Source organism: Acinetobacter sp. T63 (genome assembly GCF_053852345.1).
Genome location: NZ_CM132659.1, coordinates 1,103,825 through 1,128,171 on the forward strand (window position 1 = coordinate 1,103,825; position 24,347 = coordinate 1,128,171).

The 24,347-nt window shown below is 46.8% G+C and carries 21 protein-coding genes; 14 read left to right on the forward strand and 7 right to left on the reverse strand.

The features are described from left to right. The first annotated feature begins 166 nt into the window (after positions 1 to 166). The 7 genes from ACVLR6_RS05285 (at position 167) to ACVLR6_RS05315 (ending at position 6,797) form a co-directional block, all read left to right on the forward strand. Positions 167 to 1,201, forward strand: a complete 1,035-nt coding sequence (locus tag ACVLR6_RS05285; RefSeq protein WP_016658386.1) for a type I glyceraldehyde-3-phosphate dehydrogenase — start codon at positions 167 to 169, stop codon at positions 1,199 to 1,201. Between the two features lie 163 nt (positions 1,202 to 1,364). Further along, positions 1,365 to 1,679, forward strand: coding sequence for a hypothetical protein (locus ACVLR6_RS05290; protein ID WP_005177014.1), 315 nt, complete (start codon positions 1,365 to 1,367; stop codon positions 1,677 to 1,679). A gap of 296 nt (positions 1,680 to 1,975) precedes the next feature. Further along, entirely contained in the window at positions 1,976 to 3,142 is a 1,167-nt protein-coding gene (locus ACVLR6_RS05295) for an ATP phosphoribosyltransferase regulatory subunit (RefSeq protein WP_104498237.1), read from the forward strand. A gap of 71 nt (positions 3,143 to 3,213) precedes the next feature. Further along, positions 3,214 to 4,533, forward strand: a complete 1,320-nt coding sequence (locus ACVLR6_RS05300) for an adenylosuccinate synthase (RefSeq protein WP_005177019.1) — start codon at positions 3,214 to 3,216, stop codon at positions 4,531 to 4,533. Between the two features lie 136 nt (positions 4,534 to 4,669). Next, positions 4,670 to 5,455, forward strand: a complete 786-nt coding sequence (locus ACVLR6_RS05305; protein ID WP_168382977.1) for a M48 family metallopeptidase — start codon at positions 4,670 to 4,672, stop codon at positions 5,453 to 5,455. A gap of 88 nt (positions 5,456 to 5,543) precedes the next feature. Beyond that, a complete protein-coding gene (locus ACVLR6_RS05310) occupies positions 5,544 to 5,852 on the forward strand; it encodes a hypothetical protein (RefSeq protein WP_005177024.1) in 309 nt (102 codons plus the stop codon). Positions 5,853 to 6,014: 162 nt separating this feature from the next. Beyond that, on the forward strand, positions 6,015 to 6,797 hold the full coding sequence (locus ACVLR6_RS05315) for a M48 family metallopeptidase (RefSeq protein WP_005177027.1): 783 nt from the start codon (positions 6,015 to 6,017) through the stop codon (positions 6,795 to 6,797). 82 nt (positions 6,798 to 6,879) lie between these two features. On the opposite strand, the gene ACVLR6_RS05320 is transcribed toward ACVLR6_RS05315, so the two are convergent. Next, positions 6,880 to 7,929 carry an NADP(H)-dependent aldo-keto reductase gene (locus ACVLR6_RS05320; RefSeq protein ID WP_168397366.1) on the reverse strand — a complete coding sequence of 350 codons (1,050 nt, stop codon included), beginning with the start codon at positions 7,927 to 7,929 and terminating at the stop codon, positions 6,880 to 6,882. Between the two features lie 170 nt (positions 7,930 to 8,099). After that, positions 8,100 to 8,804 carry a cAMP-activated global transcriptional regulator CRP gene (gene crp, locus ACVLR6_RS05325; protein WP_005177031.1) on the reverse strand — a complete coding sequence of 235 codons (705 nt, stop codon included), beginning with the start codon at positions 8,802 to 8,804 and terminating at the stop codon, positions 8,100 to 8,102. Positions 8,805 to 8,951: 147 nt separating this feature from the next. On the opposite strand from crp, the gene ACVLR6_RS05330 reads away from it, so the two are divergent. Both ACVLR6_RS05330 and clpB read left to right on the forward strand, forming a co-directional pair. Continuing rightward, positions 8,952 to 9,374 carry an OsmC family protein gene (locus tag ACVLR6_RS05330; protein WP_005177032.1) on the forward strand — a complete coding sequence of 141 codons (423 nt, stop codon included), beginning with the start codon at positions 8,952 to 8,954 and terminating at the stop codon, positions 9,372 to 9,374. 324 nt (positions 9,375 to 9,698) lie between these two features. Further along, positions 9,699 to 12,278, forward strand: coding sequence for an ATP-dependent chaperone ClpB (gene clpB / locus ACVLR6_RS05335; RefSeq protein WP_160241448.1), 2,580 nt, complete (start codon positions 9,699 to 9,701; stop codon positions 12,276 to 12,278). Positions 12,279 to 12,546: 268 nt separating this feature from the next. Here clpB and rlmKL read toward each other — a convergent pair whose 3' ends face one another. Then, positions 12,547 to 14,751: a bifunctional 23S rRNA (guanine(2069)-N(7))-methyltransferase RlmK/23S rRNA (guanine(2445)-N(2))-methyltransferase RlmL gene (rlmKL, locus tag ACVLR6_RS05340; protein WP_168399992.1), complete on the reverse strand. Its 2,205-nt coding sequence runs from the start codon at positions 14,749 to 14,751 to the stop codon at positions 12,547 to 12,549. Between the two features lie 237 nt (positions 14,752 to 14,988). Here rlmKL and ACVLR6_RS05345 point away from each other — a divergent pair, with 237 nt between their 5' ends. From ACVLR6_RS05345 to ACVLR6_RS05365, 5 genes are all read left to right on the forward strand, one after another. After that, positions 14,989 to 15,309 carry a hypothetical protein gene (locus tag ACVLR6_RS05345; protein ID WP_160241446.1) on the forward strand — a complete coding sequence of 107 codons (321 nt, stop codon included), beginning with the start codon at positions 14,989 to 14,991 and terminating at the stop codon, positions 15,307 to 15,309. 151 nt (positions 15,310 to 15,460) lie between these two features. Further along, a complete protein-coding gene (locus ACVLR6_RS05350) occupies positions 15,461 to 15,790 on the forward strand; it encodes a hypothetical protein (protein ID WP_005177044.1) in 330 nt (109 codons plus the stop codon). Between the two features lie 219 nt (positions 15,791 to 16,009). Beyond that, positions 16,010 to 17,026: an aspartate carbamoyltransferase catalytic subunit gene (locus tag ACVLR6_RS05355; RefSeq protein WP_005177046.1), complete on the forward strand. Its 1,017-nt coding sequence runs from the start codon at positions 16,010 to 16,012 to the stop codon at positions 17,024 to 17,026. A gap of 10 nt (positions 17,027 to 17,036) precedes the next feature. Continuing rightward, positions 17,037 to 18,272, forward strand: a complete 1,236-nt coding sequence (locus ACVLR6_RS05360) for a dihydroorotase (RefSeq protein ID WP_075174772.1) — start codon at positions 17,037 to 17,039, stop codon at positions 18,270 to 18,272. 149 nt (positions 18,273 to 18,421) lie between these two features. After that, the gene (locus ACVLR6_RS05365; protein ID WP_455995984.1) at positions 18,422 to 19,876 is read left to right on the forward strand and encodes an OmpA family protein; all 1,455 of its coding nucleotides are present in this window, start codon (positions 18,422 to 18,424) and stop codon (positions 19,874 to 19,876) included. A gap of 120 nt (positions 19,877 to 19,996) precedes the next feature. On the opposite strand, the gene ACVLR6_RS05370 is transcribed toward ACVLR6_RS05365, so the two are convergent. The 4 genes from ACVLR6_RS05370 to ACVLR6_RS05385 all read right to left on the reverse strand — a co-directional run bounded on the left by ACVLR6_RS05370 (position 19,997) and on the right by ACVLR6_RS05385 (position 24,333). Further along, entirely contained in the window at positions 19,997 to 20,635 is a 639-nt protein-coding gene (locus ACVLR6_RS05370) for a CoA transferase subunit B (protein ID WP_104487413.1), read from the reverse strand. Between the two features lie 3 nt (positions 20,636 to 20,638). After that, positions 20,639 to 21,343, reverse strand: a complete 705-nt coding sequence (locus ACVLR6_RS05375; RefSeq protein WP_005177058.1) for a CoA transferase subunit A — start codon at positions 21,341 to 21,343, stop codon at positions 20,639 to 20,641. A gap of 96 nt (positions 21,344 to 21,439) precedes the next feature. Beyond that, entirely contained in the window at positions 21,440 to 22,342 is a 903-nt protein-coding gene (locus ACVLR6_RS05380) for a hydroxymethylglutaryl-CoA lyase (RefSeq protein WP_005177060.1), read from the reverse strand. Next, entirely contained in the window at positions 22,339 to 24,333 is a 1,995-nt protein-coding gene (locus ACVLR6_RS05385) for an acetyl/propionyl/methylcrotonyl-CoA carboxylase subunit alpha (protein ID WP_168383947.1), read from the reverse strand. Before ACVLR6_RS05385 ends, ACVLR6_RS05380 begins: the two co-directional genes overlap by 4 nt. Between the last annotated feature and the right edge of the window lie 14 nt (positions 24,334 to 24,347).

Here is a 24,347-nt window from a genome sequence, read left to right on the forward strand (position 1 = left end):
TGCATCCTGCTTCTTTTTATCAAGCAGAAAATAGTGCTGCTAACTGCTTAAATATTGGACAGGTTTAAATTAATTGCTGAGTTTGGCAGGAATTATTCGCCGTGTCTGGCGGAAATCCTTTAACATAAGCACAGACAAGATTGATGTGCAGTTTGAAGGAATACGGATGCAACGAGTGGCGATTAATGGCTTTGGGCGAATTGGGCGAAATGTACTGCGTGCCTGGTTTGAAAATCCTAAAGAATTTCATTTTGATATTGTCGCGATTAATGACGTTGCCGATGTTGCCACGCTACTACATCTGTTTAAATACGATTCAACCCATGGCCGTTTTCCGGGGCAGGTAGAAATCCAGCTGGAACAGGAACAGATTTATCTGTGCATACACTCGGGGCAGGCCAAGCTGAAAGTTCAGGTGCTGAGCCAGCCACAGCCGGCACAGTTGCCATGGCAGCAGTTAAATATTGATGTGGTGCTGGAATGTACCGGCCTGTTCCGTTCGCGTGAAGCTGCAACCCAGCATATTCATGCCGGTGCCAAACGGGTGATTATTGGCGCAGCACCGTTTGACACGGTTGATGCCGCCATTGTTTACGGGGTCAATCATCATGAGGTCAAAGCCTCAGACCAGATTATTTCCAGTGTTTCCTGTACCACTCAGGCCTTGGTGCCGTTGGTTAAAATTGTGGATGATGCTTTTGGTATTGAAACCGCGCTGATGACTGAAATTCATGCTGTCACGGCTGATCAGTCGGTGCTGGATCATGCGCACCGTGATTTACGCCGTGCACGTGCATCCGGTCAGAATATTATTCCAACCACCTCAAGTGCTTTAGGCGCCTTAAAACAGGTGATGCCCAAAATGGAAAACCGTATTGATGGCTATTCGATTCGGGTGCCCACCATTAATGTCGCCGCCATTGATGTCAGCTTTATTTCCCAGTCACCTATTACCGTGCATAAATTGAATGAAGTGCTGGTGAAAGCCGCGCAGCAGGATTATGCCGAAATTATGCAGGTCACCGATGAGCCACTGGTATCGAGTGACTTTAACCATTCGCCGTATTCTTTAATTGTCGATCTTACCCAGACCATGGTGGTCGGGCATCAGGCCAAAGTCTTTGCCTGGTATGACAATGAATGGGGCTATGCCAACCGTTTACTGGATTTATGTGAATCTTTTGCCCATCAGGCGCATTAATTTCTATCTGTCCAAATCTTTGCCTAAGCTTGGACTGTACGATGGTGGTCTAACCGGGCGAAATGCGATAACAGCCGAGTATTGACAGGTTGGAGGCGATTTTTCGCCTTTTTGCTATATTTTTCGTTAAGATAAAACAAAACAAATAAGTCGAGCACTACACATGATGTTTATTCTACTTTGGGGATTTATTTTACTGTTGGCCGTAGCGGTGATTTTTCTGATCTGGCTGCAGTTTAAAAACCAGCATGATCATTTGAATCGCCAAAGCGATAATCATCAGCTTGAAAACAAAGTCATCAGTCTGGAAGAAAATCTGAAAAAGACTTTAGAGATCATGCAGGATCTGGCCAAGAAAATGCACGTGCAGCAGGAAGCGCTGGATAAATCAGCGCAGCGTATTCATCAGCTGGAAACCCAGAATGTTGAGCTGGTGAATTTAATTACTCAGGTGCTGGATCCGAATAAAGTCAAATAAGACTTTTTAAGCAGATGGACGCAGGGCAGAGGGAAGATGATTTTCATCTGCCCTGAAAAAAAGATGATGAGTTTGGGATGTGTCTAGCTCCTTTATCTTCCTCAGCGAAAACAGCTTTTACTCTCGAAATGACAGCTCCAGCCGGGCAGGATTGCAATGGAATTGATCAGACAGAGAAAATTATCAAATTTGCGATGCACAGCCCATTTGATCGTGCTAAACTAGGAGAAATCGGGTGTGCTCCCGATTTTTTTATGCGGATTTGTTCCGCGCAGACAAGAATTTAGGTTTACAACATGCCCATTTCAGAGACATGGTTATTACCTGATGGTGTAGCTGATGTATTACCAGAACAAGCGCAAGTCATCGAAACATTGCGCCGTAATTCACTGGATTTCCTCGCATCTCGAGGTTATCAGTTGGTGTACACGCCATTTATTGAATATATCGAATCTCTCTCTTCTCTTTCAGAATCGAATCAAGATTTAGACCTGGCCACGTTCAAGGTGATTGACCAGCTGTCTGGTCGTCTGCTTGGCGTGCGTGCCGATATGACGCCACAGGTGGCGCGTATTGATGCGCATGTACATCCGGTAGATGGTGTGGCGCGTTATTGCTACGCTGGTACAGTTTTGCATACCAAGCCACAGGGCTTTAATACCACCCGTGCACCTCTGCAACTGGGTGCCGAACTGTTCGGTTCCGACAGTATTGATGCCGATGTGGAAATGGTTGACCTGATGATCAGCCTGATTCAGGAAGCCGGTCTGGCCGATGGTATCCATCTGGATTTAGGTCATGTGGGTCTGTTCCGCAGTCTGGTACAAAAAGCTGGTCTGAACAAAGCCACTGAGCGTCAGTTGTCTGATTTATATCAGCGTAAAGCCTTGCCAGAACTGGCGGACTTTACCCAGGATTTAGCCTTTGGTTCAGATTTCTATGCGCTCGGCCGTTTTGCCAGTGATCTGGATGCACTAGAAGCTCATTTAAGCACCGATGTGCTGGCCAATGTGGAATTCAAACATGCCTTTGATGCGGTAAAAACCACCCAGGCAGAAATTCAGGCACGCTGGCCAAATCTGCATATCGGGATTGATGTGGTAGAACTGCGTTCGTATCACTACCATACCGGTTTAATGTATGCCGTTTATGCACCAAACCGTGCAGCACCACTGGCTCAAGGCGGCCGTTATGATGGTATTGGCCAGCATTTTGGTCGTGCCCGTCCGGCAACCGGTTTCTCTTGCGACTTATATGCGCTCAGCGCCGGTCGTTTCGAAGCCAAATCGGTGGTGGTTGCACCAAAGGGCAATCAGGCAGATTTATTGGCTGCAATTCAGGCCACCCGTACCCAAGGCTTAAGTGTAATTCAGTTATTGGGTCAGGATGATTTAAGCTCTGTACCGTATGCAACTCACCAGCTGGTGAATCGTAACGGTGAGTGGACGGTCGAAAAAATTTAATCGCCAGCGCATGTGTTCATGTCACATGTGCCTGGTTTTCAATTTTAACAGCATGATGTAATGAGGCTATTATGGGCAAGAATGTTGTGGTACTTGGTACCCAATGGGGCGACGAAGGTAAAGGTAAAATCGTCGACCTGCTCACAGATCAAGCGGCTGCGGTAGTACGTTATCAAGGCGGACACAACGCAGGTCATACTCTCGTGGTTGGTGGTAAGAAAACTGTATTACACCTCATTCCATCTGGTATTTTACGTGAAAACGTACTGTGCTTAATTGGTAACGGTGTGGTGCTTTCACCTGAAGCGCTGATCAAGGAAATGACCATTCTTGAACAGGAAGGCGTGCCAGTTAAAGAACGTTTACGTATTTCTCCAAACTGTCCATTAATTCTTCCGAACCACATTGCGCTGGATCAGGCACGTGAGAAAAAACGTGGCAATGCCAAAATTGGTACTACCGGTCGTGGTATTGGCCCTGCCTACGAAGATAAAGTGGCGCGCCGTGCAGTACGTGTGGCTGACCTGGTACGTGGCGGTGACGCATTACGTGCGCAGCTGGCTGAATTGCTGGATTACCACAACTTCCAGTTAACTCAATACTACGGTGTTGAAGAAGTTAAACTGGACGACGTGATTGCACTGTGTGACCAATGGCGTGAAGTGATTGCACCATTAGTGGTGGATGTAACCACTGAAATTCATAATTACCGTAAAAACGGTGACAACATTATGTTTGAAGGTGCGCAAGGTTCATTGCTGGACGTTGACCACGGTACTTATCCGTACGTGACTTCTTCAAACACCACCGCGGGCGGCGTAAGCTCAGGTTCAGGTTTGGGTCCATTGCATCTTGACTATGTGCTGGGTATTACCAAAGCCTACACCACGCGTGTGGGTGCTGGTCCATTCCCAACTGAACTGGTTTACGACGCGGCAAATGATGTGGGTGATGCAATTGGTAAACACCTGGGTACAGTGGGTCACGAGTTTGGTGCATCTACTGGCCGTCAACGTCGTTGTGGCTGGTTCGATGCAGAAATCCTGCGCCGTTCAGTGGATGTCAACTCACTGTCTGGAATCTGCCTGACCAAGTTAGACGTATTGGATGGTTTAGAAGAAATTAAAATCTGTGTTGGCTATGAAAACACCGATTCAGGTTGTGTCGGTTCTTCTGACGCGCTGGCTTATGAAAACTTGAAGCCAATTTACGAAACCATGCCAGGCTGGTCTGAGTCAACTGTGGGTGCGACCAGTGTTGAACAATTGCCTGAAAATGCAATCAACTACATCAAGCGTCTTGAGCAGTTAATTGAATGTCCAATCGATATCATTTCAACGGGTCCAGACCGTGCAGAAACCATTATTCTGCGTCATCCGTTTGAAGCTTAATCGTTTAAGCTGAAATGAGAAAACCCTGTGCTTGCACAGGGTTTTTTATTTTTGGCTCAGAAAAATAGCGCACCATCTTGAGAATTCCCTGATTTTGTTTATAGTGCTAGGCACTTTCGAACAATTAGAGAATGTTATGAAATATAAGAACTTAGCCATTGGAATTGTATTGGCAACGCATTTGACGGGCTGCGCCACTGTGGCAGAACTGGCCGGGGCAGATTCAGCGACTTTAAACTTAAACGCCAGCCAGAGCTATCAGCAAATGTTGCAGGAAGCCGAGCAGAAAAAGGTGCTAGATACCCGTTCTGCCACCTATAAGAAGGTTAATCGCGTGTTTTTAAAGATGAAGCCCTATGCCGACCAGATGAACCAGACCGGGCAGACTTTTGAGTGGCAAGTGGCGGTGATTAAGTCACCTGAAATTAATGCCTATGTGGCTCCGGGTGGCAAAGTAGTGTTCTATACAGGCATTGTTGAAAACCTGAAACTGACTGACAATGAAGTCGCGGCGATCATGGGCCATGAAATGGTACATGCACTGGAAGAACATGCCAAAAGTAAAATTGGCGCCCAGACCCTGACCAATCTGGCGGTTAGTATTGGCTCGCAATATGTGGGCCAGTCGGTCGGTGGTTATGGTGGTTTACTGCTGGATTTAGGCAGTCAGTTTGGGGTAGGGTTGCCTTATTCGCGTAATCTGGAAAGCCGCGCCGACAAAGGCGGTTTACTGTTAATGGCCAAAGCCGGTTATGATCCGAATGCAGCCATTACGCTCTGGCAGAAAATGAATGCCAACGATGCGCGTGGAAATAGCGCCATGGCCAAGTTTATGTCGACCCATCCAAGTAACAATGACCGTATTGCCGCGTTACAGCAGATGATGCCGGAAGCAATGCAGTATTACCGCGCTGCGAAGTAATTCAAGACTAAAGTTGCACACATCAGCACTGTCTATTCAGATGGTGCTTGCTAGAATAAAACACAGCAAAAACATTGGGTCAGGCAGGATGCATAAAAATATTTCAAGTACCATTTTCTATTCGTTATTATTTGCCATGGGCGGTGCACCGACCATTGCGATGTTGCTGATTCTGTTACAAAAGCATGATCCGAATATTATGTATCAGGCCTTTATTGGTCTGAGTGTGATTTTTGCCTGTATTTTGGTGCCGCTGGTACTGATCCAAAACGCCTATTTATTCTATAAACGTAAAAATCCGGCACTGGAAGAGAAAATGGAAGTGGTTTCGCAGATGTATCTGGGCCTGAATATTTTCTGTCTGGTATTCTGGATTTTCTATCAGTTTGCCTATTAAGGCCGTATTCCGCTCGTTGCTGCTGATGTAGCTACAGTTTACACAGCACTGCCATTGTTTACATAAATGATATGATTATGAAGCCATTTCAGATTTAAAGCATTGAAATGATTTCATATAATTCATGAGTATGTGTATAGCCGAATGGCGGAGATTATTATAATGAACAAAAAATTGGTATTGAGTTTTTGTGCCGCAAGTGCAATCACTTTTTCAGGCTGTACCACCGTGGCCGATATGGCCGGTGCAGATACCGCAACCCTAAATGCAACCGCGGCGCAAAGTTATAGCCAGATGGTGCAAGATGCGCGTAACAAGGGGCAGCTGGACACCAGTTCGAGTACCTATAAACGTATTAACACGGTGTTCCAGCGTTTAACACCGGTTGCCAACCAGATGAACCAGACTGGTCAGCCATTTAGCTGGCAGCTGGCAGTATTAAAATCTGACCAGATTAATGCCTTTGTCGCGCCGGGCGGTAAAGTGGTGTTCTATACTGGTATCGTCAATAAACTGAACCTGACCGATGCCGAAATTGCTGCGATTATGGGCCATGAAATGGTGCATGCTCTAGAAGAACATGCCAAGAGTAAAATTGGCGCGCAGGCACTGACCAACCTAGCTTTAAATATCGGTTTAAGCGCAGCAGGCAGTAACGTTGGCCAGTTAGGTGCTGCAGCGGCACAATTGGGCGCACAGGTAGGTGTGGGCTTGCCATATTCACGTAATCTGGAAAGTCGTGCCGATGAAGGCGGTTTAATGCTGATGGCGCGTGGTGGCTATAACCCGCAAGCGGCAATTACCTTATGGGAAAAAATGAACCGCTTAGAAGGTGGTGGCGGGGCATCGTTCCTGTCGACTCACCCATCGAACAGCCAGCGTATTGCAGCGATGCGTGAGAACTTGCCGGCTGCTCAGGCCATTTATAACCAGAACCGTCGTTAAGCTTCTGGGTTTAAAATAGATTTAAAAATGCCTCATATGATGAGGCATTTTTTTATGCATGAGGTTTTGTTAATACCTGTCATCAAGGTGCCGAGTTGGGCTGCTGACGGTGAATCGCTTCAATGCCTTGTAAAATGTCATCGGACAGATTGACTTCAAAGGCATCAATATTTTCTTTTAGCTGTTCCAGCGAAGTCGCACCAATAATGGTACTGGTGACAAAGAACTGCTGCTTAATAAAAGCCAAAGCCAGTTGGGTTAAGCTGAGGCCATGTTGCTCGGCCAGTTGCGCATATTGTTCAGTGGCCCATTCACTTTCTGGATTGCTGTAGCGGCTAAAGCGTGAATACAGGGTAACACGCGCATTGGTCGGACGGGCACCATGCCGGAATTTCCCGGTTAAATAACCAAAGGCCAGAGGAGAGTAAGCCAGTAAGCCGACGCCTTCATATTTGGCAATTTCCGACATGCCAATTTCATAAGTACGATTCAGCAGGTTATAGGGGTTTTGTACGCTGACAAATTTGCTTAAACCGAGTTTTTCCGCCAGATGCAAAAACTTCATGGTGCCCCATGGGGTTTCATTGGAGAGGCCAATATAGCGAATCCGGCCGTTCTGGATTTCCTGCTGCAATGCGGTCAGGGTTTCTTCAAGGTCGGTGACATGCTGCTGTGCATGGGCTTCGGTATTGCCATAACCCAGTTTGCCAAAGAAGTTGGTCGGGCGCTGTGGCCAGTGCAGTTGGTATAAGTCAATATAGTCGGTTTGCAGGCGTTTCAGGTTGCCATCCAGCGCAGTGCGAATATCGGTAGCGTTGTAACGGGTTTGACCATCACGAATATGGCTGCCGCCTTGAGCCGGTCCGGCAATTTTTGAGGCCAAAAACAGCTTGTCCCGTCCACCGCGCGTCTTGAGCCAGTTGCCAATCATGACTTCGGTGGCACCTTGAGTTTCTGGTTTCGGTGGCACCGGATACATTTCGGCGGTATCCCAGAAATACAGGCCACGTTCCAGCGCATAATCCAGCTGGGCAAAGGCTTCATCCTGGGTATTCTGTTCACCAAAGGTCATGGTGCCCAGACAGATTTCAGGCAATAAAATACCGGTATCAGCAAGGGGATTGAACTGCATAAGATGTCCTTATTCAAAATATCATCAAGCGAATAGGGACTAGGCTAAACCATCGCAGGCAGACTGTTAAATCAATATTTTAGGTTAGTTTGTAAATATTTTTCACATAGCGAACAGGCACAAAAAAGGCAAATCCGAAGATTTGCCTTAAGCATGCTGCAGTTTAAAACTTATTCATCATCAAACTGTTCATCTGCTGCATCATTTTGCTCTAAAGAGGCATCAAAAATCAGAATGGCTTTACCATCAGTTTCGATCATGCCTTGTTCTTCCAGGGTTTTCAGAACACGGCCGACCATTTCACGTGAACAGCCAACAATGCGGCCAATTTCCTGACGGGTAATGCGGATTTGACGGCCATTTGGCAAAATCATGGCTTCAGGCTGCGCAGACAGGTCAATCAGACAACGCGCAATACGGCCTGAAACATCAATGAAGGCCAGATCGGTCACTTTACGCGTGGTATTTTTTAAACGGCGCACCAGTTGGGCAAATACCGCATAGCTTAAATCTGGATATTGCTTGCTGAGCTCGTGGAAGTTTTCATAAGTCACTTCGGCAATTTCACAAACGTCACGTGTGCGTACTTCTGCAGTACGTTGTGGATTTGCTTCGAATAGACCCATTTCCCCAAAGAAGTCACCCGGATTCAAATACGCCACAACAATTTCGCGATCATCATCTTCACGCAGAATGATGGAAACAGATCCTTTCAGAATCAAATAAAGTGATTTTGATTCAGACCCCGCATCAACAATTGTGGTCCGTTTCGGATAACGGTTGATATATGCACGTTTTAATAATGCCTTGACTGAATCTGGTAATTGACCAGGAGACAGGGCATCGGTGCTTAATTGTGAAAAGTTTGAAGTCATGCTAAAGGTTCCGAAAATGGATAAATAATAGATCGCACAAGACCTAGTATGAACTTGTCACACAGTAGAGATGAAATTCCTTATCAACTCAAATTATGTTAGTGTACAGGCACCTTGTAAATTTATAGTTTTTTTGAAGGACTTGCAATGCAAACGAGTGTTCATTGGCTAGAGAATGTTGCTTTTGAAGCAAAATCGGAAAGTGGCCATAGCGTGGTGATGGATGGTTCTGCCGAGTATGGTGGAGAAAACCGTGGACCACGTCCCATGGAGCTCATTTTAATGGGACTTGGTGGTTGTGCATCGTTTGATATTGTGACCATTTTAAAGAAATCACGTCAGGATGTGACTGGTGTGGTTTGTCAGCTGAAAGCAGAACGTGCCGATTCGATTCCGGCGGTGTTCACCAAAATTCATCTGCATTTTGTGGTGACAGGCAAGGCAGTCAAGGAAAAGCAGGTCGCCAAGGCAGTTGAATTATCCGCAGAAAAATACTGTTCAGCCAGCAAAATGCTGTCAGATGGTGGTGTTGAAATTAGCCACGATTTCGAGATTATCGAAGCAGAATAATCATGACTGTAAAGTCATGTAAAAAGTCGGTTAATTACCGGCTTTTTTATTTTTCCATGGTTTTAGACCTCGCAAAAAATTGGCCGCAATGGGCAGAGCTCTCAAAATATGTGTTTCCTATTACATAGGTCGCAGCTGCATTACTGTATAAAAATAATCCTGATGCTGACTTGAAATTGGCCGGTCACAGACCAATATTATAATTGAGTTATATCTGTTGCATTAAAATAACACTTTGAAAAATATATGAAAAATCATTTGAAATTGCCAAAAGTACTCCCATATATGTTTCAAGTGAAAAAATTGTTGTGAGGAATAACAAGAATGCGTTTTGAAAAATTTACAAATCGCTTACAGCAAGCTCTCTCCGATGCGCAATCGCTGGCGATGGGCAAAGACCATACCGCCATTGACGGCATTCATGTCTTGGCCACTCTGTTAGAAGAAGCATCCAATGTCAGCTTGTTACAGCAGGCCGGTGCCCAGTTGCGTGATTTGCAGAGCAAGTTGCAGCAGGCACTGAATGATGCGCCAACGCTAGCTAATCCGACTGGCGACATTAATTTAAGTCCGGAAGCGGTTAAAGCCTTAAACCTGGCCGATAGCTATGCCCAGAAAGCGGGCGATGAATTCCTGTCTACCGACTGGGTATTACTGGGCCTGAGCGAAGTTGGGGCCACTAAAAGCTTATTGAACAGTATCGGTGTCAGCGCAGACAGTCTGCGTCAGGTGATTTTAAAAATTCGAGGTGATGAAAAAGTGATGAGTAATAATCATGAAGATCAACGTGATTCACTCAATAAATACACTGTAGATTTAACCGAACGTGCGCTGGCTGGCAAGCTCGATCCGGTGATTGGTCGTGATGATGAAATCCGCCGTACCGTACAGGTCTTGTCACGTCGGACCAAAAATAACCCGGTACTGATTGGTGAGCCTGGGGTCGGTAAAACCGCAATTGTAGAAGGTCTGGCACAGCGTATTGTGAATGGTGAAGTGCCAGAAAGCTTAAAAGGCAAACGCGTGTTATCGCTGGACCTGGGTTCATTGCTGGCCGGTGCCAAATATCGCGGCGAGTTTGAGGAGCGTTTAAAAGCGGTCCTGAAAGATCTGGCCAAGCATGAAGGCGAAATCATCCTGTTTATTGATGAGTTGCATACCCTGGTTGGCGCAGGTAAAGGTGATGGCGCGATGGATGCCGGCAACATGCTGAAACCGGCGCTGGCACGCGGTGAATTACGCTGCGTGGGGGCAACCACGCTCGATGAATATCGTCAGTACATTGAAAAAGATGCCGCCCTTGAGCGCCGTTTCCAGAAAGTGCTGGTCGATGAGCCAAGTGTCGAAGACACCATTGCCATTTTACGTGGTCTGAAAGAGCGTTATGAAGTCCACCACGGGGTGAAAATTCTCGACTCGGCGATTATTGCTGCAGCGAAAATGTCACATCGTTATATCACTGACCGTCAGTTGCCCGATAAAGCCATTGACCTGATTGATGAAGCAGCATCGCGCATCAAGATGGAGCTGGACTCTAAACCGGAAGCGCTGGATAAGCTGGAACGCCGTCTGATTCAGTTAAAGCTGCAACTTGAAGCTGTGAAAAAAGATGAAGATGCCGGCAGCCGTGCAGAAGTCAGTCATCTGGAAAAACAGATCGAAGACGTCCAAAAAGACTATAATGATCTGGAAGAAGTGTGGAAGTCTGAAAAAACTCTGGTCGAAGGCACTAAGCAGATTCAGGCGCAGCTGGATCAGGCGCGTATTGCCTTGCAAAAAGCACAGCGTGAAAATGATCTGGGCGAGATGTCGCGTCTGCAATATGGCGTGATTCCGGAACTGGAAAAACAGCTGGCCCAAGATGAGCTGGTGGAAGAGAAAGAAGAACCGAAGTTATTGCGCAATAAAGTCACCGATAACGAAATTGCGGAAGTGGTCAGCGCAGCCACCGGTATTCCGGTTGCGAAAATGCTGCAAGGCGAGCGTGAAAAACTGCTGCAAATGGAAAGCTTCCTGCATCAGCGTGTGGTAGGGCAGGATGAAGCGGTGATTGCGGTATCCAATGCGGTGCGCCGTTCACGTGCCGGGTTGTCGGATCCGAACCGTCCAAGTGGTTCTTTCCTATTCCTGGGTCCAACCGGTGTCGGTAAGACCGAGTTAACCAAAGCCTTGGCCAATTTCCTGTTTGACAGCGATGACGCCATGATCCGGATTGATATGTCCGAATTTATGGAAAAACATTCAGTCAGTCGTCTGGTCGGTGCGCCTCCGGGCTATGTCGGCTATGAAGAAGGCGGGGTATTAACTGAAGCCGTACGCCGTAAACCATATAGCGTGGTGCTGTTTGATGAGGTGGAGAAAGCCCATCCGGATGTATTTAACATCTTGCTGCAGGTGCTGGATGATGGTCGCTTGACCGACTCGCAGGGCCGTGTGGTGGACTTTAAAAACACCGTGATTGTAATGACCTCGAACCTGGGTTCAAGCGATGTGCGTGAACTGGGCGATAATCCAAGCCGTGATGATGTACGCAATGTAGTGATGGCGGCCGTGTCTGAGCATTTCCGTCCAGAGTTTATCAACCGTATTGATGAGCTGGTAGTATTCCATGCCCTGGAAAAAGCGCAGATTCGTGGTATTGCCGATATCCAGCTGAACCGTTTACGTGCCCGTCTGGCCGACCGCGATATCAAGTTAACGGTAGATGATTCTGCCTTTGACCAGCTGATTGAAGCCGGTTTTGACCCAGTTTACGGTGCGCGTCCATTAAAACGTGCCATCCAGCAACAGGTAGAAAATAATCTGGCGCAGAAAATTCTGGCCGGTGACTTCCAGCCGGGAGATACCATTGTGATTACGGCAGATGCAGGCCAACTGGATTTCCAGAAGCTGAAACTGAACTAATCCGCACACGGTTCATCTAAACTGTTTAATCAAAGACCTGGCTTCGGCCGGGTTTTTTTATGGGTATATCTGCAGCAAAAAGCCGGGCAGATGTAGCGATTCACTCTGCAAAGTAAGTCCACGCTGGATGATGAGTGACAGCGTAAAGTTTCCGATGTAAAAGAAGCCTGCTATGGGGTAGCAGGCTTTTTTATTGCTGATCGAATGAATTGCGAATAGAAAAGGATCAAATCATCCTTTGCCATTCACCGTCCTTGCCAATCACATTTTAGATTTGTGGATGCTGGATTTTCCAGGCGCGGTGAATCTTCTGGTTACGCTTGAAATCTGGACCAATGGTTTCATGGCTGATTTCCTGAATATCAAACAGCGCTGGCAAGGTTTCATCCATTTCAAAACCGCGATAGTTGTTCGAGAAGTACAGGGTGCCTTCTGTGGTTAAACGGTTCATGGCGCGTTTAATTAGCGAAACATGGTCACGTTGTACATCAAAAGTGCCGTAGAATTTCTTCGAGTTAGAGAAGGTGGGCGGATCAATAAAGATCAGGTCATATTGCTCATGACCTTCTTTTAGCCACTCAAAACAGTCGCTGGCAAAGAACTGGTGTTGTTCATCGGCATGGTCGACGGTTAAGCCGTTTAAGACAAAGTTTTCTTTGGACCAGTTTAAATAGGTGTTGGACAAGTCCACACTGGTGGTACTGGCTGCGCCGCCTAAAGCAGCATGCAAACTCGCCGTTGATGTATAGCTGTACAGATTGAGGAAATGCTTGCCTTTAGCTTCTTTGGCAATGCGTAAACGAATCTGGCGATGGTCCAGGAATAGGCCGGTATCCAGATAGTCGGTGAGGTTAACCAGAATCTTGGCCTGACCCTCCTGCACAATAAAGCGTTTCGATGCGGTACTTTGTTTGGTGTACTGGTTTTTACCTTCCTGACGGGCACGGGTTTTAATAAACACGGCATCACGGCCTAAACCGGTCACGGCACGAATCGCTTGCAGCGCCAGGTTAAAGCGTTTTTTTGCTTTTTCAGGATCAATTTTCTTCGGTGGTGCATATTCCTGCACATGCAGACGATCACCATATAAATCGACCGCGACATTAAAGTCCGGTAAATCGGCATCGTATAAACGCAGACAATAGACGTTTTCTTTAACCGCCCATTTCTTTAAGGCCTGCATGTTTTTTTGCAGACGGTTGGTAAAGTCTTCGGCACCTTCAATCGGTTCAAACTGCTGTGGCTGCCAGTCGGCCAGGAATGGTTTTACTACTGCCGATGGTTTGACCGTACCAAAACGAATGTAAATTGGCAGCTTACCATTCATTAAACGCAAGGTTTGCGGCTCATTAAATGCCAGCACATCGGCCTGTTCCACCTGGGCTGCAATGACAGCAGCAGACTGGTTCGGGAAATGTTTTTGTAGCAGGGCAGACAGACCTAAATACAAGGCACGGTTCGAGGCTTTATCTCCCAGACGTTCACCATACGGCGGGTTGGTCACCACAAACGCAGTTTTGCCTTCGGCCTGAAAATCTGGCCAGTCTGACAAGGTGCGTTCTTCAATCTGGATATGATCGAGCAGACGTTCAAAACCGGCAGCAATAATATTCTGTTTGGTGGCTTTGACTGCTTCCCAGTCGGCATCAAAAGCATAGAATTTTGGCAGTGGCTGTTCCAGCGCCTGTTGATGACGCTCAGCCGCTTCTGCCTTTAATGACATCCACAGTTCATGGTCATGGCCATTCCAGCCATTAAAGCCGAAACGGCGTACCAGACCCGGTGCACGGTCGGTTAAAATCAGCAGGGATTCAATAATAAAGGTACCTGAACCACACATCGGGTCCAGAATAATGTCCGGATTCTTTTCTTTGAGTTTGGCTTTTTGCAAAATTGCCGCGGCCAGGTTTTCTTTAATTGGCGCATCGGTCATAAAACGACGGTAGCCACGTTTATGCAGTGAATCACCCGATAAATCTAAGCAATAGGTATGTTCTTTTTTACCTGCCAAAATATACATGGTGATTTCAGGTGATTTGGTGTCGATACTTGGGCGTTTACCGACAGCTTCCATAAATGAATCAACCACACCATCTTTGGCACGTAGCGTAGCAAACTGCGTATTGACCTTAATTTCACGTTCAACGTGTAAACGAATGGCGAAGGTACTTTGTGGTGCAAAAATCAGTGACCAATCAAAGCTGATTGCACCTTCATAAAGCTCTTCAGCAACATCACGGGCATCATGTGAAAATTCAATTTCATGGGTGTGGATTGGCATCAGGACACGCGACGCCAGACGAGACCACATGCAGATGCGGTAAGCATTTTCCAGCGTACCTTTGAAGGTTAGACGACCCGGGAAACGTTCAATATTCTGAACACCTAAACCTTTGATTTCTTCTTCTAATAAGGTTTCCAGACCATCGGCACAGGTGACCCAATAATTGCTTAAACGTGAAGAGGTATTCATAAAATAGAGAGACCGGAAAAGAATAAATAAAAACTGCGCCAAGTTTACCGTATTTTGGCTATTAAAGCTGTGGAATTTTTTATAAATCTGGCACATCTCTGTTAGAGCTAATAATTATAAAAAGCTCTTAATCTTGGCATAAAAAGCAAATTGAAAATTCATGAGATATGTATAATTGCACACCATCAACAAGAGGAACTTGTTGATTAAATCTTTTATTTTACAGAGGGATATAGGGTGAATATTACATCCGGTCGTGATGATGTTTTTTCCATTGCAACATTGTTGTATGCACGGTTAAGAAAAGTGAATAGTCGAGTAATTGACGTGATGTATCTGATGCAGGATCGCTCCTATGCACATCATGTGATTACGCTGGCGCTAGAAACCCGGGATGCTGAACTGGCAACGCATGTCGAGCGTTTGCGTCAGTTGCTGGATCTTCCAGATGACGAACAGCTGGAAAGAAGAAATTATGAGAATATTCAGGATGATGTATCAAGAAAAGGTGGTTCGGCCAAATATGATGAAGGCCATGTAAGTTTTAGCCTATTCTGATTTATAACTGAATTGTAGTTTTTATAAAAAGCCTGTCTTAATTACAGATGGGCTTTTTAATTTTGGTATGGATATTGCTGTAATTATCACGAGATTGCAGTCGCTGGGGAGAGGCTGCAATCTCGATTTTTAAATGATTGGGGAATCAAGAATGGTCAATACAGAAAGTTTTTCAATTGCGACTTTAATCTATGCACGTTTGAGACGAGTTTCAGGCCGGGTAATTGATGCCATTTATCTGTCTGAAAATAGTGATTATGCCGAACATGTGATTGCATTAGCCGAAGCCACACGCGATCCGGAATTACTGCGTCTGGTTGAAAAATTTAAAGACGTATTCGAGTTCTCTTCCGATTCGAACATAAGTCAAAAAGCGGGTTTACAGCAAAAAAATAACGATGAATTAATGAAAGTTGAACCAACTGAAGATGACATTTATCGGGCACAAGTCTCACATCATTATATTGGCGCACTACGCTAGATCAGTTATGGCATTCAAGCTCCAGACTTGGGTGCCATTTTAGAACATAAAATATTCATTCTAAAAATTCGTTTAAATTATCTTATTGAAAAAATACATAGGAATTTCAAAATCAATTTTTATTATCGAGCCGGTTTTTATACAAGTAGCCGAATTGCCAAGTGCCAAGAATGGCGATTCTCTGTATAATACGTTGACTTAACGTATAAGGAATCTCTCATGCACTTGGCGGCATTGCATACTCCGAGCCAGATTCAACTCAATAAAGATGGAAATCTAAAACATTTCATCACCATCGAAGGGCTTTCCAAACAAACCCTCACCAAAATTTTGGACACCGCGCAGTCCTTTTTTAATGACCAAAATCAGCTGATCACTAACAACCTGCTGGAAGGTCGTACGGTTATGAACCTGTTTTTTGAGAACTCAACCCGTACCCGCACCACCTTTGAAGCTGCAGCGAAACGTCTTTCGGCCAACGTGCTTAACATTGACATTGCCCGTTCCAGTACCTCTAAAGGCGAAACCCTGCGTGATACGCTGTGGAACTTGGAAGCCATGGCCGCCGATATTTTTGTGGTGCGTCATTCCTCTTCAGGTGCAGCACATTTTATTGCCAAGGATGTCTGTCCAAATATCGCGATTATTAATGCCGGAGATGGCCGTCATGCGCATCCGACTCAAGCGATGCTGGATATGCTGACCATTCGCCGTGAAACCAAAAAAGACTTTGCCGACATGAGCATTGCCATTATTGGCGATATTAAACATTCACGCGTGGCACGTTCTGATGTGGCGGCGTTACAAACTTTAGGCTGTAAAGATATTCGCGTGATTGCACCGAATACCTTGCTGCCATTTGGTTTTGAAGAATACGGGGCCGATGTACGCCTGTTTAATAAAATGGAAGATGGCATCCGTGACTGTGATGTGATTATTACCTTGCGTATCCAGAATGAACGGATTGATTCACCGGCGCTGTCCTCACCGGCAGAATTCTACAAAATGTATGGCCTGAACAAAGAGCGTCTGGCGCTGGCCAAACCGGATTGTATCGTGATGCACCCGGGACCGATGAACCGGGGTGTGGAAATTGATTCCAGCATTGCCGATGGTCCGCAATCGGTGATTTTAAATCAGGTGACCAATGGTATTGCGGTGCGTATGGCTGTGCTGGCACTGGCGATGCAGGGTCAACTGCAGGAACAAGGTTTAATTGAAGCGATTGCGGTATAAGGAATCAGTCATGCGTATTGTAAAAATTGAAAATGTCCGCGTTCTTGATCCAATGCAAAAGACTGATCGCGTGCAAACGGTATATCTGGAAAATGGCAAGCTGGTTGCAGAAACAGCAGATGTGACTGAAACCATTGATGGACAAGGCAAATGGCTGATGCCAACCATGGTTGATCTGTGCGCGCGGATGCGTGAACCGGGTCAGCAGCAGCATGGTACTTTAAAATCAGAAGGCAAGGCGGCACGTGAAAACGGTATTCTGCACGTGTTTACCCCACCAGATTCCAAGCCGATTGTGCAGGACAATGGTGCTTTGATTCACGGTCTGGTCGAAAAAGCCATGCTGGATGGTGGTATTTATTTACAGGTGATTGGCGCACAAACCCAAGGCTTGCAAGGCAAACAGCCTGCCAATATGGCCGGTCTGAAAAAGGGCGGCTGTACTGCAGTTTCCAATGCCAATGCATCCTTTGCTGATGATGATGTCGTGATTCGCACGCTGGAATATGCAGCCGGTCTGGACCTGACCGTGGTGTTCTATGCTGAAGAACCGCAAATTGCCAAAGATGGCTGTGTGCATGAAGGCTTTATTGCTTCACGTCAGGGCTTGCCTATGATTCCGGCGCTGGCCGAAACCGTAGCCATTGCCAAATACCTGTTGATGATTGAAGCGACCAAAGTCCGTGCGCATTTCGGTTTGCTGTCCTGTGGCGCTTCGGTCGAGCTGATTAAAATTGCCAAAGAAAAAGGCCTGCCAGTAACCTGTGATGTGGCGATGCATCAGCTGCATTTAACCGATCAGGTGATTGATGGCTTTAACTCGCTGGCGCATGTGCGTCCACCGCTACGTGCTGAAAAAGACAAAGAATTGCTGCGTCAGGGCTTAAAAGATGGCGTAATTGATGCGATCTGTACCCATCATGAACCCTTAAGCAGTTCGGCCAAAATGGCACCGTTTGCTGAAACCTTACCGGGCTTTACCGCTTTTGATACCTTTGTGCCCTTGGGTGTGCAACTGGTTGAGGAAGGTCTGTTCAGTCCATTGGAATGGGTGCATACCGTGACACTGGCACCGGCGACGGTTGCGCAAATGGCAGATCGCTGGATGCAGGAAGCCGGCTGGATTCTGGTCGATCCTGAACTGGAGTGGACGCTGGACAAAGACAGCATTCTGTCCCAAGGCAAGAACACGCCACTGATTCAGCAAACCGTGAAAGGCAAGGTAATTCAGACTTTCCTGGCCTAAATTCGCCTGTTCAAGAGCCAGCATTTGCTGGCTTTTTTTATGTTTTAATTTAAGTACATAAAGAAAAATACAATTATTTACAACGTCTAAAAAATGACCAGATACACTGAAAAATGCGAGTAGAACAATGAAAAAAATGAGGCCATATCATGCAAACCAGATTGATAGAATTATTGAAAAATAGCGTGTCATCCATTGTGCTAGACGGGGAAACGGATTACCTCATTGAGAAAAACCGTGCCTTAAATGATTTTTATCCGGTATTTTTATCGGTGTTAAGACACCGGCCATCCCTCATTGACAGCCTGAGAAATCAGCTTAATCCGCGGCTGGCTGAAATTTTTGGTACCAACCTGAACCTGAAACAGCAGTTTCTGGAATTTAGCCGCGGTCAGGCGCCGGCAGATGAAATTGAATCCACCCTGAACCGGGCCATCGTACCAACCTTAGGTTTTTTAGAAAGTGAGGCCGGCTCGACCGATCCTGAGGCGATTGTGCATTTGCTTGATCAGCATATGCCGGACATTCAGGCTGCTTTGCCGGAATGGGCCGCTGCGCTGCTGGCCGGTTTAGGTGTCAATACCACTGCCGGGCAGACCATTCATCAGGCGCCTGAGTTATATGAAGAGGTGCCAGAGCAGAAGCGCTCGCCGTGGGTACCGATTCTGATTTTTATTATTCTGGCATTGTTACTGGCCTTTTTATTTAAAGCCTGTTCTGACCGTAATGAAGAAGAGGTGCCTGTTACCCAGGCAGCAGCGACGGAACCGGCCTATTTGCAGGTCAATACCGGTTCCAATGGCGATCTGGTCACCTGTCAGTTGTATCTGAACAATCCGGCTTATACCGACATTCTGCAAACAGAAGTTAAACGGATTTTTAACCATCCGACAGGTTGTGGGGTGAATAGCGCCAGTAATTATCATAGTGAATTTATTGATCAGGATGTGATTCCAACGGCATTGAAAATCCTGAAAGATGTGCCGAGTACCAATATGACCTGGATGGGTGAGCAGATTGCGATTCAGTCCATCAATCCGGCAGATGCGCAGCGTGTGGCCAATCAGCTGCGTCCTTTGGCTAAGAATATGACCATTACGGTGCAGCAGGATCTCGATGTACAGACCGCCACACCAGCCACCACAACCGCAGCACAAGCCTTGGCTGTGATTAACCCGGATAATATTCAGGCGCTGGATGTCGCCACCGCCTTAAATCTGGAAGCAATTCATTTTGAGTCGGCATCTTCGACTGTACCGGAAGCCAATCAGCCAATTCTGGATCAGGCTGCGGCCTTAATCCAGCGTGCGCCGCATGTACATTTGACCATTAAAGGCCATACCGATGCGGTAGGTAGCAATGAAGCCAATAATCTGTTGTCCTTACGCCGTGCTGAAGCGGTACGTGATTATCTGGTGCAGCGTGGGGTTGATCCTTCACAGTTACAGGCCGTGGGGTATGGCCAGCAACAGCCGATGGAACCAAATGCAACCCCAGAAGGGCAGTTCCAGAACCGTCGTATTGAGTTTGAAGTATTAAATACAGAAACCGGGGTGGTACGTGCGGTTGATAATCAGGGCATTGTCGAGAAGAAAGCAGAGTAAGTTCGGTTAAGGGAATAGAAAAGGACGACTTGAAGTCGTCCTTTTGGGTTTAGTTGAATAGCAGAGGTAGAAGTGGGGATGTATTCACGACCATCCGATGCCCGTTTTTAAAACCAGCCATTAAGCTGCATTACGAATCAACGGCACCCCGGTGACTTTCTGAATTTCCTCAAAACTGACTTCAGGTGCCAGTTCCACCAGCTGCACGCCGGTTGGGGTAATATCCAGAACGCCCAAATCGGTGATCACGCGATGAACCACGGCTTTACCGGTCAGCGGCAGGCTACACTGTGAAACGATTTTAGGTGTCCCATCTTTGGCGCAGTGTTCCATCAATACCACCACTTTTTGCACACCTGCGACCAGATCCATGGCACCGCCCATACCTTTGACTTTTTTGCCCGGAATCATCCAGTTGGCCAGATCGCCCTGTTCAGAGACTTCCATGGCGCCCAGAATGGCAATATTGACATGACCGCCACGGATCATGGCAAAAGAGTCTGCGCTAGAGAAAAACGAAGCACCTTGACGAGCTGTGACCGTCTGTTTGCCGGCATTAATCAGGTCAGCATCGACCGTGGCTTCAGTTGGGAATTCCCCAATCCCGAGCAGGCCGTTTTCTGACTGTAGCCAGACGTTGATATTTTCTGGAATATAGTTAGCGACTAAAGTTGGTAAACCAATCCCTAAATTGACATAGAAACCATCTTCCAGTTCTTGTGCGGCGCGCTGCGCCATTTGATTACGCGTCCAAGCCATGGTTTAAGCCTCCGCCTTTAAAGTCATTTGTTCAATACGTTTTTCAGGATGTGCATTTAACACAATGCGGTTGACATAAATCCCCGGCAGATGAATTTCATCTGGATCGAGCGCGCCAATCTCTACAATTTCTTCGACTTCGGCAATGGTGATTTTGCCCGCCATGGCACAGACCGGATTAAAGTTTTGTGCAGTTTTACGGAAAATCAGGTTGCCGGCCTTGTCGGCTTTATAGGCTTTGACCAGGGCAACATCGGCGGTTAAGGATTCTTCTAAGATATAATCCTGACCTTTAAACTGGCGCACTTCTTTGCCTTCCGCGATGACGGTACCGACACCGGTGGCGGTAAAGAAGGCTGGAATACCTGCACCGCCGGCACGTAATTTTTCTGCCAGTGTGCCTTGTGGGGTCAGTTCAACTTCCAGTTCACCACTCAGGAACTGGCGTTCAAATTCCTTGTTTTCACCGACATAGGATGAAATCATTTTTTTAATCTGTTTGGTTTCAAGCAGCAGCCCCAGACCAAAACCATCGACACCGGCATTGTTGGAAATACAGGTCAGCTGTTTGGCACCGGTGTCTTTTAGCGCGGCAATTAATGCTTCAGGAATCCCGCACAGGCCAAAACCACCTACGGCCAGGGTCTGGCCATCCTGAACCACGCCATTTAAGGCGGCTTGTGCGCTGTCATAGACTTTATTTGCCATGTGTCACCTCTATTTTTTATCCTTTTTCAGCAGGTTGCTGCTGTTACATCCTTGAGTGGCTTGAGGGCATTGCTCAAGCCGGGTTTTATTCGGTTATTAAGCGCAGGCTTTTTGCCAGTAGGCATTGGCATAATTGGATGGATTATTGCGCTGTAAAACATTGCTGATATTACGACTGGCCTGCATCAAGGCATCCAGCTGAATACCGGTTTCATAGCCCATGTTGGACAGCAGATAATACAGATCTTCGGTCGAGACATTGCCGGATGCGCCTTTGGCATAAGGACAGCCGCCTAAACCGGCAATTGACGAGTCAAAAACGCGAATACCTTGCAGCAGTGATTGATAAATATTGGCGATAGCCATGCCATAGGTATTATGAAAATGACCGGCCAGCACCGTTGCATCCAGCTCAGCTAGACAGGCATCCCAGACTTTTTTCACCCGGTCGGGTGTGGCGGTGCCAATGGTTTCACCTAAAGACACTTCATAGCAGCCCATATCCAGCAGGCGCTGCGAAACTTTTGCCACCTGCTGTGGATCAATCGCGCCTTCGTACGGACAATCGACCATACAGGACACATAACCACGCACACGAATGTTGTGCGCTTTGGCTTCACGCATCACATCGCTGAATTTTTCAAAACTTTCATCAATTGAGCAGTTGATATTTTTACGGGTAAAACTTTCAGAGGCTGCGGTAAAGACCGCAACTTCTGTACAACCCACTGCCAGCGCAGATTCAAAACCTTTCAGATTTGGCGTGAGCAGGCTGAACTGAATGTTTGGATCTTTGGGCAAGCCGGCAAACAGCACATCGCTGTCTGCCATTTGCGGTACCCATTTGGCCGATACACAGGAACCAACTTCAATGGCCTGTAAACCGGTTTGCATTAAATCCAGAATCAGCTGTCTGCGGTCATCCAGGGTTAAGGGTGTTTTTTCATTTTGCAGGCCATCGCGTGGCCCGACTTCAACAATTTTGACAAATTCGCTCATGCGACTTCCTCCGCCAGCGGCTGGAATTCCACCAGCTCATCGCCAGCTTTGACCTGATCACCGGCCTGGAAGTAAGAGCTGGCCACGATGCCATCATGCGGTGCACGAATCGAGTATTCGATTTTCATGGCTTCGAGGGTCATCAGGACATCGTCTTTTTTGACTTTGTCATTGGCCGCGACCAGTACCTGAGTGATGACACCCGGCATTGGCGCAGTCAGGTTGTTTTCAGCACCTTGTTCATCATCCTGGTTAAATACCGGTTTCAGATAGGTAAATTTATAGCTCTGGCCATTCTGGAACAGGGTAATGCCATGTTCAGTCTGGCTAAAGGCCAGTTTTTGCTGTTTGCCGGCCAGCTTGAATTGCAGGGTATGCGCATCCAGTAACTGACCCTCAAGCTCAAAAGTCTGACCCTCATACTGTGCGACAAAGCCATGTTCTTGTGCTGCAAACTGGATATTTAAGGTTTTGTCATTACATTGTAATTTGATTGTCTGCCCCGATTGCAGGTTTAAACGCCAGAAAGCATTGGTCTGCCAGACCGGATTGCTGGCGCTCGGGTTCTGGGCCAAACGTGACAGCAATTCGATGAAGGCCGCGCTGACCACTAGCGTACTGTTCAGCTCTGTGGCCGGTTTTAGCAGGAATTCTTCTTCGCGCTGAATCAGGCCAGTATCCAAATTGGCATTCTTGAAAGAATCGCACAGTACCAGACGATCCAGGAAGGCAATGTTGTTGCCCAGACCATCGACATGGAACTGACCTAAAGCATGGTGCATTTGCGTTAATGCTGCTTCACGGTTTTTGCCCCAGACAATCAGTTTGGCAATCATCGGGTCGTAGTAGGTGCTAATTTCATCGCCTTCAACAATACCGCTGTCGACACGTACCGCTTCATTTTGTGCTGGATAATGCAGATAGCTGATTTGACCAATCGCCGGAATAAAGCCTTTTTCAGGTTCTTCGGCATAAACACGTGCTTCTAAAGCATGGCCGTGAATCTGTAATTCATGTTGCTGTTTCGGTAAAGGTTCACCGAACGCGACACGTAACTGCCATTCCACCAGATCCTGACCGGTGATCATTTCAGTGACCGGATGCTCAACCTGTAGACGGGTGTTCATTTCCATGAAATAAGCAGTACCGTCTTGTTCAACGATGAACTCGACTGTACCGGCACCGACATAATTTACTGCACGTGCAGCGTCAATTGCGGCTTGGCGCATCGCTTCAAGTTTATCTTCAGGCATTTTAGGTGCAGGTGCTTCTTCCAGAACTTTCTGGTGACGACGTTGCACAGAGCAATCGCGTTCAAACAGATGCACATAATTGCCATGTGTATCACCGAAAACCTGAACTTCAATATGGCGTGGCTGCACGACATAGCGTTCAATCAATACATCTTCATTGCCGAAACTAGAACGTGCTTCGCTTTTACAGGAAGCGAGTGAACTCAGAAAGTCTTCGCTGCGCTCGACCAGACGCATGCCTTTACCACCACCGCCGGCACTGGCTTTGATCAGTACCGGATAGCCGATACTATCGGCTTGTTGTTTCAGGAAATCGGCATCCTGATTGGTACCATGATAGCCTGGGGTTAACGGTACACCGGCTTGTTCCATTAAGGCTTTAGAGGTCGCTTTAAGACCCATTGCTAAGATCGCATCCACTGGCGGACCTATAAAGACAATGTTGTTGTCCTGACAGGCCAGTGCAAACTGGTCATTTTCAGACAGGAAGCCATAACCTGGATGAATAGCCTGAGCACCTGTAGTTTTTGCTGCCTGAATAATACGTTCAATCTGTAAATAACTTTGTGCAGCAGGCGATTCACCAATATGGATGGCTTCATCTGCCAGTTTGACATGCTGTGCCTGTGCATCGGCATCGGAATATACGGCAACAGTAGCGATGCCTAACTTTTTCGCTGTACGAATTACACGACAGGCAATTTCACCACGGTTGGCAATTAAAATCTTTTCAAACATCCTACGATCCTTCT